Source organism: Candidatus Eremiobacterota bacterium, from assembly GCA_031082125.1.
Lineage (GTDB): Bacteria > Vulcanimicrobiota > CADAWZ01 > CADAWZ01 > Ess09-12 > Ess09-12.
Genome location: JAVHLM010000051.1, coordinates 1 through 18,073 on the forward strand (window position 1 = coordinate 1; position 18,073 = coordinate 18,073).

Annotated in this window: 15 protein-coding genes; 10 read left to right on the plus strand and 5 right to left on the minus strand. The window is 57.5% G+C overall.

What is annotated here, in order from left to right:
• Positions 1–271, plus strand: a 271-nt coding sequence (locus RDV48_30260) for a hypothetical protein (GenBank protein ID MDQ7827120.1), incomplete at its 5' end; no start/stop codon positions are given.
• An 11-nt stretch (positions 272–282) separates the two neighbouring features.
• Here RDV48_30260 and RDV48_30265 read toward each other — a convergent pair.
• Together RDV48_30265 and RDV48_30270 are read right to left on the minus strand one after the other, a co-directional pair.
• Positions 283–2,544, minus strand: a complete 2,262-nt coding sequence (locus tag RDV48_30265; protein MDQ7827121.1) for an NADP-dependent malic enzyme — start codon at positions 2,542–2,544, stop codon at positions 283–285.
• Between the two features lie 7 nt (positions 2,545–2,551).
• Positions 2,552–3,049: a hypothetical protein gene (locus RDV48_30270; GenBank protein MDQ7827122.1), complete on the minus strand. Its 498-nt coding sequence runs from the start codon at positions 3,047–3,049 to the stop codon at positions 2,552–2,554.
• A 178-nt stretch (positions 3,050–3,227) separates the two neighbouring features.
• Here RDV48_30270 and RDV48_30275 point away from each other — a divergent pair, with 178 nt between their 5' ends.
• The 4 genes from RDV48_30275 (at position 3,228) to RDV48_30290 (ending at position 7,773) form a co-directional block, all read left to right on the plus strand.
• Positions 3,228–4,412, plus strand: a complete 1,185-nt coding sequence (locus RDV48_30275) for a type II secretion system F family protein (protein MDQ7827123.1) — start codon at positions 3,228–3,230, stop codon at positions 4,410–4,412.
• An 8-nt stretch (positions 4,413–4,420) separates the two neighbouring features.
• On the plus strand, positions 4,421–5,599 hold the full coding sequence (locus tag RDV48_30280; GenBank protein ID MDQ7827124.1) for an aminotransferase class I/II-fold pyridoxal phosphate-dependent enzyme: 1,179 nt from the start codon (positions 4,421–4,423) through the stop codon (positions 5,597–5,599).
• Between the two features lie 372 nt (positions 5,600–5,971).
• A complete protein-coding gene (locus RDV48_30285; GenBank protein ID MDQ7827125.1) occupies positions 5,972–7,501 on the plus strand; it encodes a benzoate-CoA ligase family protein in 1,530 nt (509 codons plus the stop codon).
• 32 nt (positions 7,502–7,533) lie between these two features.
• A complete protein-coding gene (locus RDV48_30290) occupies positions 7,534–7,773 on the plus strand; it encodes a phosphopantetheine-binding protein (protein MDQ7827126.1) in 240 nt (79 codons plus the stop codon).
• A gap of 57 nt (positions 7,774–7,830) precedes the next feature.
• Here the strand turns inward: RDV48_30290 and RDV48_30295 are convergent, their stop codons facing one another.
• On the minus strand, positions 7,831–8,865 hold the full coding sequence (locus RDV48_30295; GenBank protein MDQ7827127.1) for a hypothetical protein: 1,035 nt from the start codon (positions 8,863–8,865) through the stop codon (positions 7,831–7,833).
• An 88-nt stretch (positions 8,866–8,953) separates the two neighbouring features.
• Between RDV48_30295 and RDV48_30300 the strand changes: the two genes are divergently transcribed.
• The 5 genes from RDV48_30300 to RDV48_30320 are packed head-to-tail and all read left to right on the plus strand — an operon-like array spanning position 8,954 to position 15,129.
• Positions 8,954–10,267: an ATP-binding protein gene (locus RDV48_30300; GenBank protein ID MDQ7827128.1), complete on the plus strand. Its 1,314-nt coding sequence runs from the start codon at positions 8,954–8,956 to the stop codon at positions 10,265–10,267.
• A complete protein-coding gene (gene hisC, locus RDV48_30305; protein MDQ7827129.1) occupies positions 10,267–11,385 on the plus strand; it encodes a histidinol-phosphate transaminase in 1,119 nt (372 codons plus the stop codon). Before RDV48_30300 ends, hisC begins: the two co-directional genes overlap by 1 nt.
• Before the next feature lie 17 nt (positions 11,386–11,402).
• On the plus strand, positions 11,403–13,748 hold the full coding sequence (locus RDV48_30310; GenBank protein ID MDQ7827130.1) for a xanthine dehydrogenase family protein molybdopterin-binding subunit: 2,346 nt from the start codon (positions 11,403–11,405) through the stop codon (positions 13,746–13,748).
• Complete coding sequence (locus RDV48_30315) at positions 13,742–14,209, plus strand: (2Fe-2S)-binding protein (protein ID MDQ7827131.1); 468 nt, start codon at positions 13,742–13,744, stop codon at positions 14,207–14,209. Before RDV48_30310 ends, RDV48_30315 begins: the two co-directional genes overlap by 7 nt.
• The gene (locus RDV48_30320; protein ID MDQ7827132.1) at positions 14,206–15,129 is read left to right on the plus strand and encodes a xanthine dehydrogenase family protein subunit M; all 924 of its coding nucleotides are present in this window, start codon (positions 14,206–14,208) and stop codon (positions 15,127–15,129) included. The genes RDV48_30315 and RDV48_30320 overlap by 4 nt, the downstream gene beginning before the upstream one ends.
• On the opposite strand, the gene RDV48_30325 is transcribed toward RDV48_30320, so the two are convergent.
• Together RDV48_30325 and RDV48_30330 are read right to left on the minus strand one after the other, a co-directional pair.
• Positions 15,070–16,512, minus strand: coding sequence for an MFS transporter (locus RDV48_30325; protein MDQ7827133.1), 1,443 nt, complete (start codon positions 16,510–16,512; stop codon positions 15,070–15,072). The two genes, RDV48_30320 and RDV48_30325, sit on opposite strands and share 60 nt — an antisense overlap.
• Positions 16,513–16,521: 9 nt before the next feature.
• Entirely contained in the window at positions 16,522–18,000 is a 1,479-nt protein-coding gene (locus tag RDV48_30330) for a M64 family metallopeptidase (protein ID MDQ7827134.1), read from the minus strand.
• Between the last annotated feature and the right edge of the window lie 73 nt (positions 18,001–18,073).

Genomic DNA, 18,073 nt, shown 5'->3' on the forward strand with positions numbered 1-18,073 from the left:
CCCCGAGCCTGCCCCCGAGCCTGTTCCCGAGCCTGTTCCTGAGCCTGCTCCCGAGCCTCCCCCCGAGCCTGTTTCTGAGCCTGCTCCCGAGCCTCCCCACGAGTTCCAGCAGGCAACCATCACCTTCAAGTTTGATGCGAAGGAGCCTATGCATTTTGGTATGCACTCGATGATCCATGACGTGATGGAAGAGCTTGAAGAAGAGGAGTACGGCGTGAAGGACTCAGGGGAGATAAAGATAGTCTGGGGCGAGGAATCCCCCGAAGAATAGCTCCGCACCTGTTACCGCTTTTTCGAATGCATGGCGTCAATTACTGTAATGGCCGCCATGTTAAGGACATCCAGGGCCTCGCATTCTCTTGTGAGTATATGGACGGGCCTTTCCAGGCCCAGCAGCACCGGCCCGATTGCCGTGGCACCGCCGAGCCGGTGAAGGAGCTTATAGCCTATGTTGGCAGACTGCAGCTCGGGGAAGATGAAGACATTGGCGGCCTCGGTGAGCTTGGAGAAAGGGTAGCACTTTTTCATAAGCTCGGGGAGCAGGGCCGGATCAACCTGCATCTCACCGTCTATCATAAGAGATGGATCTTTCTGCTTCACCAGTAATACTGCTTCTGCGACCTTTTCCGTATGGGGATGGCGCACGCTCCCGAAATTCGAGAATGAAAGCATTGCCACCCTGGGAGTGAAGCCCAGGTGGCGCGCGAACTCGGCGGCCAGCAGGGCGATCTCGGCAAGGTCTTCTGAGCAGGGAGCGATATTCACCGTGGGATCGGCAAAGAAGAGAACCCTGTCCTTCAGGATCAGCATGAAGAGCCCCGCAACCTTGTGAATGCCGCTGCGGAGCCTGATTATCTGGAGGGCCGGCCTTATGGTATCACGGTAGTAATGGGAGATGCCCGACAGGAGCCCATCGGCGTCGCCGAGGTGGACCATCATCGAGCCGAAGTAATTGCTGTCCTTCATGAGGGTCGTCGCTTCCGTGCGGGTGACCCCCTTGCGCTGGCGCATCCGGTAGTACTCCTCCACGTAATGGTCAAAGCGCTGCCATTTTGTCGGCTCCACGATGGTGATTCTCTCGTCATATTCAATACCGAGGGATTTCATCTTCTCCGCGATGGCATACCTTTCGCCTATGAGGATGGGATGGGCGATACCCTCCTCCAGGATCAGGTGGCAGGCCCTCAGGATCTTGTCATTGTCGCCCTCGGGGAAGACAATCCTCTTGGGCGAGCGGCGGGCCCTGTTGATGATTTCCCGCATTACCTCCCGGGCCCTGCCCAGGAGTCCCTCGAGATGGTTCCTGTATTCATCGATATCCTCAATCCTGATGCGGGCCACTCCCGTCTCCATGGCGGCCCTGGCCACGGCAGGGGCCACCCAGAGAAGAACCCTGGGGTCAAGAGGCTTGGGGATGATGTAGTCAGGCCCGAAGGAAAGGCGCTCAAGGCCGTATGCCTTCAGCACCGAGTCCGGAACGTCCTCCTTGGCAAGGGCCGCCAGGGCAAAGGTGGCGGCCCGCTTCATCTCGTCATTGATGGAGCGGGCCCTCACATCAAGGGCACCCCTGAAGATGAAGGGGAATCCCAGCACGTTGTTGACCTGGTTCGGGTAATCGGAGCGTCCCGTGGCCATTATGAGGTCATGCCTTGCATTCTTTGCCTCTTCCCAGGTAATCTCGGGGTCCGGATTTGCCATGGCGAAGACGATGGCATTTTTTGCCATTCCCTGCACCATCTCTCCTGAAACAATATCCTTGGCCGAGACGCCGATCAAGACATCGGCGCCTTCCATTGCCTCGGCAAGGGTTCTCCGCTCCGTGTCGCGGGCAAACTCCTCTTTATAGGGGTTCATCCCGGTCTTTCGCCCCTTGTACACAATGCCTGTCGTATCTACGATGAAAATATTCTCTTTCTTCGCGCCGAGCTGCACGTAATGCCGCGCGCAGGCAATTCCCGCCGCACCGGCACCGCTTATCACAATTGAGGCATTGTCGATCGACTTTCCCACAAGCTCGAGAGCATTGATAAGGGCCGCCCCCGATATGATGGCCGTGCCATGCTGGTCATCGTGGAACACCGGGATCGAAAGGGTCTCCTTGAGCTTCTCCTCGATGAAGAAGCAGTCCGGCGCCTTGATATCCTCAAGGTTGATGCCCCCGAAGGTGGGCTCGAGGAGCTGCACCACCTTCACTATCTCCTGGGGATCTTTGGTGCCCAGCTCGATATCGAAGACATCGATGTCGGCGAAGCGCTTGAAAAGGATGCCCTTACCTTCCATGACCGGCTTACCCGCGAGCGCCCCTATGTCGCCAAGACCCAGCACTGCCGTGCCGTTGCTCACTACCGCCACAAGGTTTCCCTTGGCGGTGTAAAGATAGGCGTCATCGGCGTTCTTCTGGATCTCGCGGCAGGGCTCGGCGACGCCGGGCGTGTAAGCGAGCGAAAGGTCCCGCTGCGTGGCGCAGGGCTTGCTTGAAACCACTTCGATTTTTCCCCGGCGCCCGTTCTTATGATAGTCAAGGGCATCTTTTTTTCTGATCATGGCATCCTCACATACCTTTGATAATGTCGCCTATTTTTACCTCCAGGAAGGCGAGATCATGGGCTGAGGCCACTTCCCCGAGGGCTTCCCGCAGGTCCAGGAAGTGTCTCTCCACCGTGGAGGTGCCTGATTTCTCGCACCGCTCCTTGACCACTGCGGCATCGGCGAGCACAAGGGGGAGATGATTGCCTGAGGTGCAGGAGCTCACGTATTCATGGAAGGCCTCGATTTCCATGAACATGGGGTAATAGAGCACCGAGACTCTGCCGGGACCGGTGGGAGTCTCAGTCTTGTCCCAGAAGTCCCTGTCTATGACGGAAGGATTGTAAAGGGCACCGTAGAGATTCCTGAAAACCACCAAGATGTCGCCGATCCTCTGGTCACCGCCGGTCCCGGCCTTTTCCATGACCTCCCTGTGATGGCGGGCGAGTGCCCCGATGGTTCCTTCCACGCCGGCCTCTTCCCTGTATGTGATGAGGGTGAGCTTTCCCTTCCCTTTCGCCATAGCTGACCTCCTAATCGAATAGTGTATGTTCGGAGTCCCCATGGTGTTCATTCACGTGAAGGGGGGCGATTTCCTTCTGCGGTGGTGAAAAAGAGAGTTCCTGAAGGGAGAGGAGGTTTTTTAGTGAGGGAGGCGAATTTCTCACTCCTGCCACCAAAGAGAACAGTGAAGGTGCCTTATGCCTCTCTACGAGTATAAAGCTTACAACCAGGCAGGCAAGGGAATCGACGGCATCATTGACGCCCCTTCCCGCAAATCAGCCTATGACAAGCTCAAGAAACAGGGCTTTTTCCCCCGTGAGATCCGTGAAGAGAAGATGGACCACTCACTTGCCCACTCCTTTACCGTCCGCCGTGACGATCTTGCCTTCGCTCTCACGCAGCTCGCCACCCTCATCGGTGCGGGGATTCCCCTCACCAAGGCACTGGAATCCCTGTTGCTTCAGGTTGAGGACAAGAACCTGGGGAAAGCCCTTGCCCACCTGAAATCCTCCGTCCAGGAGGGAAAGAGCCTGGCGCAGGCAATGGCTCAGGACCGCATCTTTCCCCCTCTGCTGGTAAAGATGATCGAAGCCGGAGAGACCGTGGGTAACCTGGAGATCATCCTGGAGCACTATGCCGATTTTCTTGAAAAGGAGTCACAGTCCATAAAGAAGATAGTGGGAGCCCTCGTGTACCCCTCGGTCATCATGTTCGCGAGCTTTGGCCTCATCTTTTTCATTCTTACCTACGTGGCGCCCACACTTGTCGAGGTGTTTGAAGGCTTTCACAAGAAGCTCCCCTTGATCACGGTGATCCTGATCACTGCCGGCACCTTCCTGAGAAAGTACATGGTGCTGATTATTCTGCTTGGCGCCCTTGCCGTGTATTGCTTTATCAGATACGTACCAAAGCGCACGAAGGATCTTATCAAGGTGCGCTTTCCCGTCATCGGGAGGGCATACCGTTATCTGCTGCTGGCCCGGTGGGCGAGGACCCTGGGAATGCTCCATGGAGGCGGCGTGACGATCCTCAGGGCGCTTGAGGCGGCCCGGGAGGTCATGGACAACGTGATCTTTGAGCAGGAGCTCGCCACAGTGGAGAAGAGCGTGGAAAAGGGCCAGTCGCTCTCGGGAGCCCTCGCGCGCCTCACCTTTTTCCCGCCCCTCATGGTGCAGATGGTGGAGACGGGACAGCAGACCGGCGAGCTCGAGAAGATGATGAACGTCGTGTCGGGCTTCTACGAGAAGGAGATGGACCGGCGCCTGAGCCTCTTCTTCCAGCTTCTTGAGCCCGCCATGATCCTTTTCCTGGGCGTGGTGGTAGGCTTTGTAGTCGTATCGATCCTGCTGCCCATCTTTGAGATCAACAGGCTCATCAAGTAGGGCAAAGCATGGCAAAAGAAGCGGCCTCAAGGACCGGCACCATTCCTCCCTCCCTTATCACCGTCGCCAATGAGTGGGTGAGAGCTTACAGGGCGGTGAATCTTGCCTCGGGGTTCCCCGAGTTCCCCGTCGAGGAGAGCATCAAGGAAAAAGTCCGCGAGCTTGTCACCGGCGATATCAACCAGTACTCCCTCGTGGCCGGCGCGCTATCCCTTCGTGATGCGCTTGCGGAGAAGCTTTCGGCCTTCAACGGCATAAAAGCCGATGCAGGAAAAGAGATAACGATAACCTGCGGCACCGCCGAGGCCCTTTTTATAGCCCTCTTCTCCCTGGTCAACCCCGGGGATGAGGTAATCATCTTTGAGCCCTCCTTTGAGAGCTATGTCCCTGACGTGATAATGGCCGGCGGCGTGCCCCGGCTTGTGAGGCTCACGCCTCCCTCGTGGGATATGGACAGGGCCCGCCTCAAGAGCCTTTTCAACAACCGCACGAAGGCCGTCATTGTCAATACCCCCCATAATCCCACGGGAAAGGTCTTCACGCGTGACGAGCTCCTCTTTATCGGGGAGCTTTGTGCCCGTTGGGGCGCCTTTGTCATCACCGATGAGATTTATGAGTACATCACCTATGAAGGAAACCGCCACGTGAGCATGGCCTCCCTTCCAGGCATGGGAGAGCTCACCGTCACCACAGGGGGCCTGGGAAAGACTTTCAACTGCACGGGGTGGCGCCTGGGTTACGCCGTAGCCCCTGAAAGCATTACCGCTTCCATGCGGAAAGTGCACACCTATGTCACCGTATGCGCTCCTTCGCCTCTCCAGGAGGCAGGTGCCCATGCCCTTAAGCTCCCGGAGTCCTACATCGAGAACCTTCGCCTCCTTTACCACAGGCACCGGGATCTGCTCTGCACGGTACTGGCGGGGGCAGGCTTCATTCCTTTCAAGCCCCAGGGGGCCTATTACGTGATGGCCGATTTTACGCCCCTGGGCTTTCATGATGACATGGAGTGCGCCCATTACCTTGCGAAAGAGATCGGGGTAGGGGCTGTACCTGAGAGGGCTTTCTGCGCCGAGGGCTCACCGTCAGGCACCACCTTGAGGTTCTGCTTCTGCAAGAAGGAGGAAACGCTGATGAAGGCGGGGGAACGGCTCAAGAAGCTCGCGGAAGGAAGAAGGGGCGGCATATAGCCGGTGATCAGCATGAATCAACAAAGGCGCGGTACAATGAAAGAATGGCCTTGGCAGCCACTCCGGTGAACTTTTCCTGCTCTTTATCCTGTCTCCTGGCTCCTTATCTCCTGATCTTCCAGAGTGTCATCGCCCTGTCCTCCCCTCCCATTTTCCCCTTACGCTCATATTGTCACTCGGGAAGGTGAAGAATTTCTGAAGGCTTCCTGAAAGGGAGGTGAAATTGTTGCCACGGCGTTACCATTTTCTTCTGCCATGTAACATTTTGTTGAAAATTTATCAAGCAAAAGGCCGCCATTTTGCAGGCGGTGAAGGGAAGGGGAGAGGGGAGCGAGAATCGCATGGAGAGGAGCATTGCAGGGAGGACCGGCGATGAAAAAAGGATATGGAACCATCAATGAAGCTCTTGAGGACCACGCATCAGCGGCGCCTCAAAGGACGGCCATATATTACGATTCCCGCATAATACCCTATGGCGCCCTTCTTGAAGGCGTGAACAGGATGGGGAATGTCCTTAAAATGAAGGGGATTGCCGCTGGTGAGCGCGTGGTGATGGCCCTCCCCGACTGCCCGGAGTTCTTTTATTGTTTCCTGGGCGCCATGAAGGCCGGCGCATGGCCGGTGCCGCTGAATCCTGCCATGCACAGGGAAACCTTTGAGTTTGTTCTTAAGGACACAGAGGCTGCGGCCCTCATCACCATTGCCGATTCACAGGCGGCCGGGGCCCCGTCGGAGCACCTGAAGGAGAGAATGATTGTGGGAGGAGAAGAGTTTCAAGGCCTTCTCGAGGGCGCATCACCTGAGCTTGCCCATGCTCCGTTTCATGAGGATGATATGGCTTTCATGCTTTACAGCTCGGGGAGCACAGGTCTTCCCAAGGGAGTACCCCACCGCCACAGCGACATCCTTTTCACGGCCCGCACCTTCGGAAAGCACGTTGCAGGCTTCACTGCCGACGATATCAGCCTCTCGGCGAGCAAGCTTTTCTTCGCTTACGGCCTCGGGAACAGTCTGAGCTTCCCCCTGACGTACGGCGCTTCGGTGGTGCTTTACCGGGACAAGGCGACGCCCCGGGAGCTTTTCAGGCTTATCAGGGAATACAGGCCTACCCTCTTTTTCGCCGTTCCCTCCGCTTATAGCATGATGCTCGGCATAATTGATTCCTCATGCACAACAGACTCCCTGAGAAGCTGCTTTTCTGCGGGAGAGGCGCTTCCCGCCCCCCTCTACCATGAGTGGAAAAAATATACATCACTTGATATCCTTGATGGAATAGGCTCCACTGAAGCCCTCCACATTTTTATCTCGAACATTAAGGAGAAAGTGGTCCCCGGTTCCTCGGGGTACATTATCCCTGGCTATGAAGCGAGGATTGTCGATGAAAAGGGCCGGGCGGTGGAGCCGGGGCAGGAAGGGCATCTCCAGGTGAGAGGGGCGAGCACGGCGCCCCACTACTGGAACAGGCCTGAGAAGACTGCCGAGACCATGGGAGCTGATGGATGGCTCAACACCGGCGATATTTTTGTCGAGGAGGGGGGCTGCTACCGCTACCAGGGGAGAAATGACGACATGTTCAAGGTCGATGCCAACTGGGTCTCGCCTCTTCAGATTGAGAGCACTCTGAAGGAACACGGGGCGGTGCTTGACTGCGGCGTGACCTGGCGAACTCTCGGGGGACTGGTAAAGCCAGTGGCCTTCGTGGTGCTCAAGGACAGAAGCTCCGCTTCTCCGGCTCTGGCAAGGGAGCTCAGAAGCCACGTGCTCGCAAAGCTTCTTGACTATATGTGCCCCGTGCAGTTTGAGTTTGTCGAGGATCTTCCCAGGACAGATACCGGAAAGCTTCAGCGATTCAGGCTGAGGGAGCTCCTGCCTTTCCCGGGAACCCGCTCCAGCGATGCCTGATAACTTTTTCCAGTCTTGAAGGGAGGCATAGTATGAAAGTGACTGTTGAAGAATTGAAAGAGCTTATGAGAGAGGCAGGTATAGCAAAGTACCTCGTTGACGCCATCGAGCCCGATGTGCCCCTTCTGCAGCAGGGCCTCGACTCCGTTGATTTTCCCGTCGTCGCCGTTGCTTGTGAAAAGAAATACGGCGTGGACCTCTCGGGCGCCGCCTCGGTGTCTCTGAGGACCCTCAACGATTTCATTGCTTTCGTTGCCAGGATTGAGAAATAATTCAATCCTGGGGCAATGATTCGGCACCAAATCCTTTCTTAATTCCGGTTTTTTCACTCACCCTGTCCCGGGGAAGTTTCCTCTCACGAGCGCGAGGAGTCTTCTGGCTTTTTCGGTATAGAGCTGAATCCCTTCAAAATCAGGGACAAAGGCGGTCTTCATCATCAGCAGGCCGTCGCTGTCGAACCAGCGGGGAAGGTAGCCGGCGAAGAAGCAGCCCTGCCGGGCAAGAACCTCGCAGGCATAAGGGCCCGAGGGAGTGCCCAGGTTCACGAAGTATTGAAAGACCTTGATGCCCTCAGCTTTTCCCTTTTCTTCGATCTCCCTGACTCTCTCATTGAAATCCTCTGACGCGGAGTGCACCTGGAAGCGTCCCACGGATGCTCCGGGAAACAGCCGCCCCTCGATGACAGTGCTGCCGAGGGGCACCCCTTCTGAACGGGTATAGGTTCTTTCGAAGCCGCCGTCTGCGACCAGCTCCATGATCTCGCCAGTGAAGCGGGTAGGGATGAAGACTTCATGGGGCCTGTCGCTATAAGTGCGGAACTGCATGAGACATGAGACCCGCGGGGACTCTCCGCCCCGGGAAGAACTCCCCGGCATCAGTCCCGGCTCCAGGGCCATATCGCTGTAGCTCTCCCTTGTCATGAGCTTCTGGCTTGCGAGGATGGTGCAGACAGCCTCTCCGTATATACAGCGTGGCTTTGCCAGGTCAATGGTTTTTTCCATGAGATGTTTGTGGATCGTGTAGGCGGCGAAGGTGGTCCTGTAGTCTTTGCGCACGATGTACTGGCCTGTTTCAAAAAGCCCCTCGAAGGGCGGGGAGCTTCTGTAGAGCGAGCCATGGCCAATGATATCGCCGCGGGGCGTGCGGGCCACCACGGGGAAGATATTCCCCTTCTCATGCTCTTCGATAATCTGTTCCGGGTAATAATAGGTCTCAACGGGATAGGCAGCGCCGTACTCGGAGCAGAAGAGGCGGGCTATTCCCTCCGCATCAGAGGGCCGGAAATTGTCAATGACAAAAGGCTGACCGGGCTCCACCGGGATGTCGCATGTGATTTTCATGGCATGAGAATTATACTGCAGCAAGGTATTTCCTTCAACGGTCCCTTCGAGAGGAGAGAAGGACTGCAAGGGAGAAATCCAGGGAAAAGACTGCTGCCGAAAGGAACCCCTGATGGACAGAGAGCACCCTGTTGTGATCAAGCTGATGGCCCTTGAGTTTCTCATCCCTGTTGCGCTCTCCGTTTCAGAGACAGTGGTGCGCTCAATGGGCTTCGACGAGAAAGTGGCGATGGCCCTCAGGCTCGCCACGGAGGAGATCTTCTGCTACCTCTGCAGGCAGGGAAGCGGGAGCACTGAGGTGAAGCTCAGTTTCTCCCGGGGCTATTACTATGCGAGCATTGAATTTGTCTTTGATGCGAGGGATTTCCCCATGAAGGCCTTCAACCTGACCGCCACTGCCGATGCGGAAGATGAGAGCTGCGAGACAGGGCTTATTCTGGCCTCGAGGGCCGTGGACCGCTTTAAATTCTCATCGGATGGCAATAACCTCTGCCTTGTCATCACCAAGGAGAAGGATTATCCTCCCATGGCTGAGGGTGCCGTTCCCGCCGCGGTCCCCCTCAAGGAGTTTTCCCTCAAGAGGCCTGACAGCGAGGAATTGAAGCTTTTCCTCAGGATGCTCTCACAGTACCATAATCCGGCCAGAATTCACAGGGAGTTTCATGTTCACGGCAAGGTCGTGGACAAGATGAGCTGCGGAGAGCTCTCCTGTGCCATAGCCGTTGACAAGGCGGGTCATATCGGCGGAGGCATCCTCTGGCACTTTTACCGGGAAGGGCTTGTCATGCTCTTCGGCCCCTATCTGCTGGGTCAGACGCCTGAATCTCCAATAAGCGTGGCACTTCTGGAGCACTGCATCAATAATGTGGCAAGAACCCATGCGATAGGGATACTGGCAATACAGACCTTTTCACCTCTTCCCGAAGGCTACTTTGAGACCATTGGAACCATCTATCGTTATGACAGGGAGACGGGCGAAAAGATAGAGCGCACTCTCAACTATCGTTATCTGCGTGAGGATCCCTGCGGTACCATGTGGTGCCACCCCTCAATCGAGCCTTTTCTTGAGCAGCAGTACCGCAGGCTTTATATCCACAGGGAGCTGAAGCATGTCTCTGAAGCGGGCGAGGTTTCCACGATGAGCGCCGTTATCATCACGGACATTGACAAGGTCATGGGAGCGGTGCAGCTCTTTCCCGTGTGGTGGGGACCTGATGCTCTGGAGGTTCTAGAGGAGTATGTGAAGGTTATCGTCAATGATCTGTCCTGTTACTTTATTCTCTTTGTCATGGATCTCGGGAAGCCCTGGCAGTGCCTTTTTACCCCGGCTCTTCTCTCCACAGGCTTCAAGCCTGCGGTGGTGGTGCCCCATGGCGCCAGGGGCGACATGGTGCTGTTTCAATACAACGCGGAGAGTGAGCCGTGATTACCTCCTGGTCTCCTGCCTCCTTTCTTCCTGCCCATGTGAGGCGGTTCGAACCCTACGTCCCGAGCAGGCCTGATGCCGAGCTCAGGAAGATGTATGGCTGCGACCGGATCTTCAGGCTCAACAACAATGAGAATACCCTTGGCCCCCCTCCCGCCGCCCGCGAGGTAATAGAGAGCTTTAACTCTGAGAGGGCGGCTCAGTATCCCAGCGGCGATTCCTTCTATCTCCGCCACAAGCTTGCAGAAAAGTTCGGTCTGAGCCCCGATGAGTTCATTGTGGGCAACGGCGCCAACGAGGTCATCGCTTTCGTGATAAAGACCTTCTGTGAGCAGGGAGACAACATCATCACCGCAGACAAGACCTTTGCCGTCTATGAGTGGGTGGCAAAGTTCTCGGGGATCGAAGCGAGGCTGGTGCCTCTCAGGAATTACTTCTTTGACGAGAGAGCGATTCTCTCCCGGATCGACGAGCGCACCAAGATCATTTTCATCTGCAATCCCAATAATCCCACGGGAACCTATTGGGATGCCCCGCGGCTCAAAAGATTTCTGGAGAGCATCGGAGGGAGGCAGATCGTCGTCGTTGATGAGGCTTACGCGGAATTTGTCGAGAAGAGCGATTATCCCCAGGGAATGAGCCTGATTGACCAGTACCCCAATCTGGTGGTGTTCCGCACCTTTTCAAAGATGTACGGCCTGGCGGGCCTCAGGGTAGGCTATCTCGCCGCGAGGCAGGAGGTTGTCGATGCGCTGAGGCGCACCTGCGTGGTCTACTCCGTGAACACCATAGGCCAGGAGGCGGCGCTCGCTGCGAAGGCAGCCCTTGGCGACGAAGACTACATCGCTGCCACGAGGAAGATGGTGAGGGAGGGGAAGGAATACCTTATCGCTGAGCTGGAAAAGATGAGGCTTCCCATCATCTGCGGCGAGGGTAATTTTCTCATGGTGAGGCTCCCTATGAGCGATATGCTTGTACACCGCAGGCTGCTTTGCTCAGGCGTGCTGGTGCGCACCATGACTGGATTCCGTTTCCCTAACCACATAAGGGTGTCCATCGGTACCAGGGAGGCCTTGGAGTGCCTCGTAGAGAATCTCGGCAGGATCATCTCGTCCTGAGCCGGCAAGGAAGGCCCGTGCACACAAAGAAATCTGCAGGCAAAGCAACGCAATCACAATCTGATGAAGACGCGGAGGGTGTTCCCATCATAGGAATCCCTTTTCCCCGCGCCGACGCCCGGGAGAAGGTGGCAGGCCTCACGGCCTTCGCCGCTGATTTCTACCGCCCCGGCATGCTCTGGGCCGGTGTGAAGCGCGCCGGAATACCCCATGGCATTATAAAGAGCATTGATACTGCAGGGGCCCGTGCCATGAAGGGCGTAGTCGCAGTGCTCACTGCCGCTGACATTCCCGGGGTGAACCTTCACGGCGTGGTAAAGAAGGATCAGCCGGTCCTCGCAGGAGAGAGAGTGCGCCATTGCGGCGATGCCGTGGCGCTTGTCGTCGCCGAGACCAGGGAGTCCCTCACCGAAGCCCTCGGGGCGATTTGCTGCGACTTCGAGGTCCTGCCGGGAGTTTTCTCGCCGCAGGAGGCCCTCAGGGAAGGCGCCCCGTGCCTTCATGAGGGCACGGGGAACGTGCTCTTCTCATGGGAGCTTGTCCTGGGGAAAGGCCGTGATGCCCTCCCGGAATGTGATGTCACTGTGGAGAGTGAATTTGTGACATCGTGGCAGGAGCATGCCTATATGGAGACGGAGTCGGGGTGGGCCGAGCAGGGGAGCGACGGCAGGATAACCATTGTGTGCTCCACGCAGACCCCCTTCCGCGACCGCACCGAAGTGGCGGAAGTGATGGCCATGAAACCCGGGGATTTAAGGATAGTCGCGCCCTATGCCGGCGGTGCTTTTGGAGGCAAGGACGGCGTGACGGTCCAGTGCTATCTCGCGCTTGCCGCCCTCCACGGAGGGGGGAGGCCTGTGAAGATGTGGTTAAGTCGCGAGGAATCTTTCATCGCCTCGACAAAGCGACACCCCTCACAGATGCGCTATCGTCTTGGCGCCACAAGTGAGGGCTTTTTTCATTTTCTTGAGGCCCATATCGTTCTTGACACAGGGCCATATGATTCCCTGGGGAGCGTGGTGCTCGCCCTTGCCATGGAGCACGCTGCCGGCGCCTATATGATTCCTCACGGAGTCCTGCAGGGTAAGGCGGTCTATACCAACAACCCCGTGGGAGGTGCCTTCAGAGGGTTCGGTGTCCCCCAGGTGACGGCAGCCATTGAGCAGGTCGTGGATATGATGGCTTTAGAGCTCCATGCGGACAGGTGGGAGCTCCGCATGAAAAATGCCGTGAAAGCAGGGGGCAAAACCTATACAGGCATCACCCTCACCAGCTCCACAGGGGCCCGTGAATGCCTGGATAGGCTCTCCATGCACGAGGGCTGGAGCGGGAGGGAGGCCTGGAAGGCTGCTGCCGGGCATTTTAAAAAGCGGGGCACCGGCCTGGCGCTCTCGGTGCATGCCCAGGGCTACGGGCCTGTGGTCCCTGACGAGGCCTGTGCCAGAGTGGAGCTCACGCCTGGAGGCAGGTTCAAGGTGTACTGCGGTGTTGTTGACATGGGCCAGGGGAATGCCTCGGCAAACCTCCAGATCGCGGGGGCCATACTGAACCAGAGAGCACAGGATATAGAGCTTGTCCTTCCTGACACTGATAAAACCCAGAACAGCGGCTCCGCCGCCGCAAGCCGCTGCACCTACACTTTTGGGAACGCCCTTATCGGCGCCTGCACGGCCCTCAAGAGCTCCATCCTCAGCAAGGCTGCCGATATCGTGATGACGGAAAATCACGATGATATGCTCCTGGTGCCCGGGGCAGTCTTTCACCGCCCTGACGGCAGGGAGATCCCCCTGGCCTCAATTGCCTCGGAGCTCGGCGACAAAGATCGTTCCGCCTCCTTCCATTTCACCGCCCCTACGGCTCCCGAGCGCCCGGGAGGCGAAACGATGCTCACTGCCTGCGGCCTCCCCCACGCCATATTTTCCTATGGAGCTCATTGCGCCTCAGTGGAAGTGGATCTGCTCACCGGTGAGGCCACGGTTCTCAAGTATATCGCCGTCACGGACAGCGGCGCGGTGATTAACCCTCTGACCTATGAGCAGCAGGTGCAGGGCGCAATAGTCCAGGGAATCGGCTATGCCCTCACTGAGGAGTTTATCGTGGAGAAGGGCCGTTGTGCCACCCCGGATCTCTCAGCGTACCTCATTCCCGCCTCATCAGACGTGCCTGAGGTGGAGTCCGTGGCTGTAGAGCTTCATGAGAGCACCGGGCCCTTCGGCCTCAAGGGGATGGGCGAGATAAGCATCAATGGCCCTCTCCCCGCCATAGTGAATGCCGTCGCCGATGCATGCGGGGTGAGGATATCCTGTTATCCCCTTACCGGCGAGCGCATACTGGAGGCGTTGAAGGAGAAGAGCCCATGGTAATAACTTTCTTCCTGAATGGCGACAAAATGACTGTGGAAGCTCCCTCTCAGAGGAGAGTCGTTGACCTGCTGAGAGAGGACCTGGGCCTCACAGGCACCAAGGAGTCCTGCGGCATGGGAGACTGTGGCGCCTGCACAATATTGGTGGACGGTGAGAGCAGGCTCTCCTGCCTCATGTACGCGGCGCAGATCGAAGGGAGAGAGCTCTTTACCATCGAGGGAGCCGCTCGGGAAGGAGCTTTCCATGCCCTTCAGGAGGCCTTTGTAATGAAAGGTGCTGTACAGTGCGGGTTCTGCATACCGGGGATGGTGCTCGCAGGCATCGATTTCCTCAGGCGCACTCCCCAACCCACGCGGGAGGAGATCCGCCGGGGCATCTCGGGGAATCTCTGCCGATGCGGCAGTTATCAGAAGATAGTTGACGCCGTCGAGATCATAGGCCGCCAGGGAGGGCTCCCATGAAGGAAGTTCATATTCCCCGCAGCCTCAATCAAGTCTGGGACCTTCTCGACAGGGAGCCAGGCGCCATGCTCTATGCGGGAGGCACCGATCTGATCCCCAAGGTGCGTAAAGGCCTTCTTTCGCCTCCCTCTCTGATCTGCCTCGAAAGGGTGAGAGCGCTGAAAGAAGTCACCGACGGAGGTGAAGAGGTCTTCCTGGGCGCGGGACTTACCCATCACCGCGTCGAAGCCCTGCCGTCTGTCCAGAGAGAGTTTCCTCTCCTCGCACAGGCTGTCGGCGTCCTCGCGTCTCCTCCCATCCGCCACATGGGCACCATGGGGGGGAACATAGTCACGGCCTCGCCGGCGGGCGATACGCTGCCGGCACTGACGGTGCTCCGCGCCGAGGTGGAGCTTGTCGCGAGGGAGCGCACCAGGAGGATGGCACTTGCTGACTTCATAAAAGGCCCCGGCCGGACGGCCCTTGAGCCCGGCGAAATCCTCCGGGGCCTCTGGATAAGGAAAGCTTCCCATTTTTCAGTCCACCACTATGAAAAGGTGGGAAGAAGAAAGGCCCAGGCAATTGCCGTGGTAAGCATGGCGGCCCTTCTGCTGATGGAGGGTGATATCGTGAAGGAAGCGCGCTTCGCCTGGGGGAGTGCGGGGCCCACCGTAATGACTTCCAGAGCCGTTGAGGAAGTCTTCACGGGGAATCCGCTCTCTCTTGAGGTGCTGAAAAGGGCTGCCTTACTGGCCGAGAGCGCGGTGAAGCCCATAGACGATATAAGGGCGTCAGCGGCATATCGCCGCGAAGTGGCGGGCCGTCTGCTCTTCCGCCTGCTTCCCGGGGAAATCCCGTCTGCCGGTGGAGAGCCAGGGTCTTTACCCCTCAGGGGGGAGCCCTGCCCCTTCCTCACCGACGGTGCTTCCGGCCTTTCCTGAAGCGCAGAGCAGTGACAGTAGCCCTGAAACCGCGCAGAAAATGACGCCGATAAGGTAAGCCCGGGAGAAGCCCGCCAGCAGAGAGCTGCCTGAAGGCATATCCCCCCCGGGGCCCTTCGCCGGAAGCACCGAGGAATAAGCCACCTCGAAAATGCAGACGCCCAGAGTTATCGAGAGGTTGATGCTCATGTTGAAGAAGGCAGCCACCGAGCCCTTGAGGCCTTCTGTCCCTCCTGACATCACAAGCTTGTTGTTGGGCGTAAAGAAGAGGGCAAAGGAGACGGCAATCCATATCATGAAGATGATGACGAGTGTGAGGCTCTTTGCCGGCAGGACAAGGAGAAAAAAGAGTGTCGCCACTGTCGATGAAGCCATCGAGAGGGCGCAGAGCAGGGAGGGGCTCACCCTGTCGGAGAGCTTTCCCGCTGAAGGCCCTACAAGGACAAAGACGACAGAGAAGACCATGATGACCATGCCGGCGCCCTGGGGGGTGAGCCCCAGCACGAGCTGCAGGTAAAAAGGCATCAGGAAAGAGATGCCGGAGACGTAAAGATAGCCGATCGATGACGCCGCAACAGCCAGGACAAAGCCCCTGTCCCTGAATATGGCGAGGTCCAGGAGGGGAGAGCGCTGCCTCCTCTCAATGGCAATAAAGGCAGTCCCCGTAACCGCTGCAAGAAGAAATCCGCCGATGATGAGGGGTGATGACCATCCAGCCCCGTGGCCCCTGTTGAGGCTTATCATGCATGCCACGACGGCGATGAAACTAAGAGCCGCGCCGGCAAAATCAAATCCTCTCCCGCCGCTCTTTTGCGGGCGGTCGGCGGGAATCACCTTGAGTGCCAGCAGGATGGCAAGAATTCCCAGGGGGATATTGACAAGGAAAATTCCATGCCATGAATAGCAGCCCGTGATAAAGCCTCCCAGGGGTGCGCCTATGCAGACGCCCAGCGCATTGGCTGTCGCGAGGAGGCCGAAGCCCCACCCGGTGATCCCCCGGGGCAGGAGCGTCGGGATGATGGCATAAGCCGAAGTGGCAAGCATGGCTCCTCCCGTCCCCTGAAGGGCTCTCGACGCCACCAGGGCCGGGAGGGAACCCGATATGCCGCAGAGAAGGGAGCCCGCCACAAAAGTCACGTAGCCCCCGATGAAAATCCTTTTCAGTCCCAGCCTGTCAGAAAGCTTACCGAATATGAGGAGCGTGCAGGTGAGAAAGAGGAGATAGGATATCACCACCAGGGAGACTTCACTCGTGGAAATATGGAAAGCTTTCGCGATGGTGGGGAGGGAGATGTTTACGATATAGGCGTCCAGTTTCCCCATGAAGGCGGCAAAGCTGGCGCTTGCAATGATGAGGAGGTACTTTTTGCGTTCTCCGTCCATGGGGAGGCGCTACTCGCTCAGGAAGAGAATCCGCTTCCTGATGATATCCTGGCATACCCTGCAGAAAGGCTTCTCACCCTTGGAGAACATGATGCAGTCCAGCATGGGGCGGTAGAGGCCCTTCACCTGGTAGCCGGCGCCCTCGAAGGCGCCCACTTTCCCCTGGCCCCTGTCAGCCGCCAGGATGGCCTGGGCCTGCGTGTATGACTTCCACGAGAGCTGGCTCTGCTCCCGCTCTATCTTCTCGATCTCGTCCCTGGAGGCCCTGTTCCTCTTTGCCTCAGCGAGTTTCTGGTATATTCTGTCCCTGATATCCTGATAGCGCATATCGTTTTTATCATAGTGCTCCTTGTCCCACGGCGTCGGAATCTTCGTTCCGGCCGTGACAAGGTCTTTCCACTTCAGGTTTTTCACGTCAAGCAGCGCCGTGATGTTGGGCGTGAGGGGCTCCCTGTCAAGGGGGTAGAAATCGGTGTATTCCACCTTGGAGGTGTAATACTCGTCACCGAGCCCCGCGAAGCTGTGGCCCAGCTCGTGGATGAAGACATAGTTGGTCCACTGGCTGTCAGAGATGCACGTGGCATAGTGGTTGTATATGCCGCCGCCCCCGTAGCGCTTCGTGTTGACAAGGATGGCGAGAGTGTCGTACGGTGCAATGGAGGCAATGTCGTGGAGCCGCTCGTTGCGCTCCGTGAGGAGGTAGCGCTCTGAGCCGAGGGAGTCAAAGCTGCACCCCAGGGGCGTTCTCCTGAAGATGGCGAAGTCGGGCTCGTCGCAGCCGCTTTCAGGCGATGCCTTGAAGAGGGCCCTTATGGTGAAACGCTCTCTCGTTGAGGCAAAGGGCTCCTGGGTGAAGAGGGCCGCCGTCACCTTTTTCGCGTCGGCTATGAACTTCTCCCTCTCCTTCTCTGTATATCCCTCGGCGATGATGGAGAAATCAACGCGTGTGTGGGGATCGCCGGCCTCAGAGAGAGCGATGACCTCCACTGAAGGGTCCGGGGAATAGGAGCTGATGTGGGTGTCGGCGGGATCTATGACGGTTTTCATGACCTCCTTCATGGACTGATCCTTCTGCCTTGATTCAAAGCTCAGGGTCACGGGCCGCCTTGGGAAGGGAATCAGGACTGACTCCTCGTAAGTCTTCATTTTCCCCCCTAAGGCAGCCTCAGTGGTCTGGTACTCCTCGAAGATGGTATTGAAATAACGAGAGAAGAGCAGGGTCCCGCTCGCAGGGTCAGAGACCTTTATGCAATATTTGCCAAGGTTCATGGGATCGATGAGATTGGTGATGCTGCCCGCCCAGGGCGCTGAGCGGTAGAGCCTCCCGATGGTGATGGCTTCCGATTTGGCATCACCGCTGTGGTAATAGTCCACGCGGAGCGTGGCATCGGTGAAGTGCGTATCAAAGGTGCCTGAAGCAGCACCAATCTGGGTGATTGCCAGCAAAAGGGCTGCGCAGAGCGCCGAGAGGTAGAGTGCTTTTCTCATGGGAGGCTCCTTGTTCTGTAATAGGGCAGTATCATATTCGACAGCCCCGGCCATGTTCCTATGGAGTGTTTTC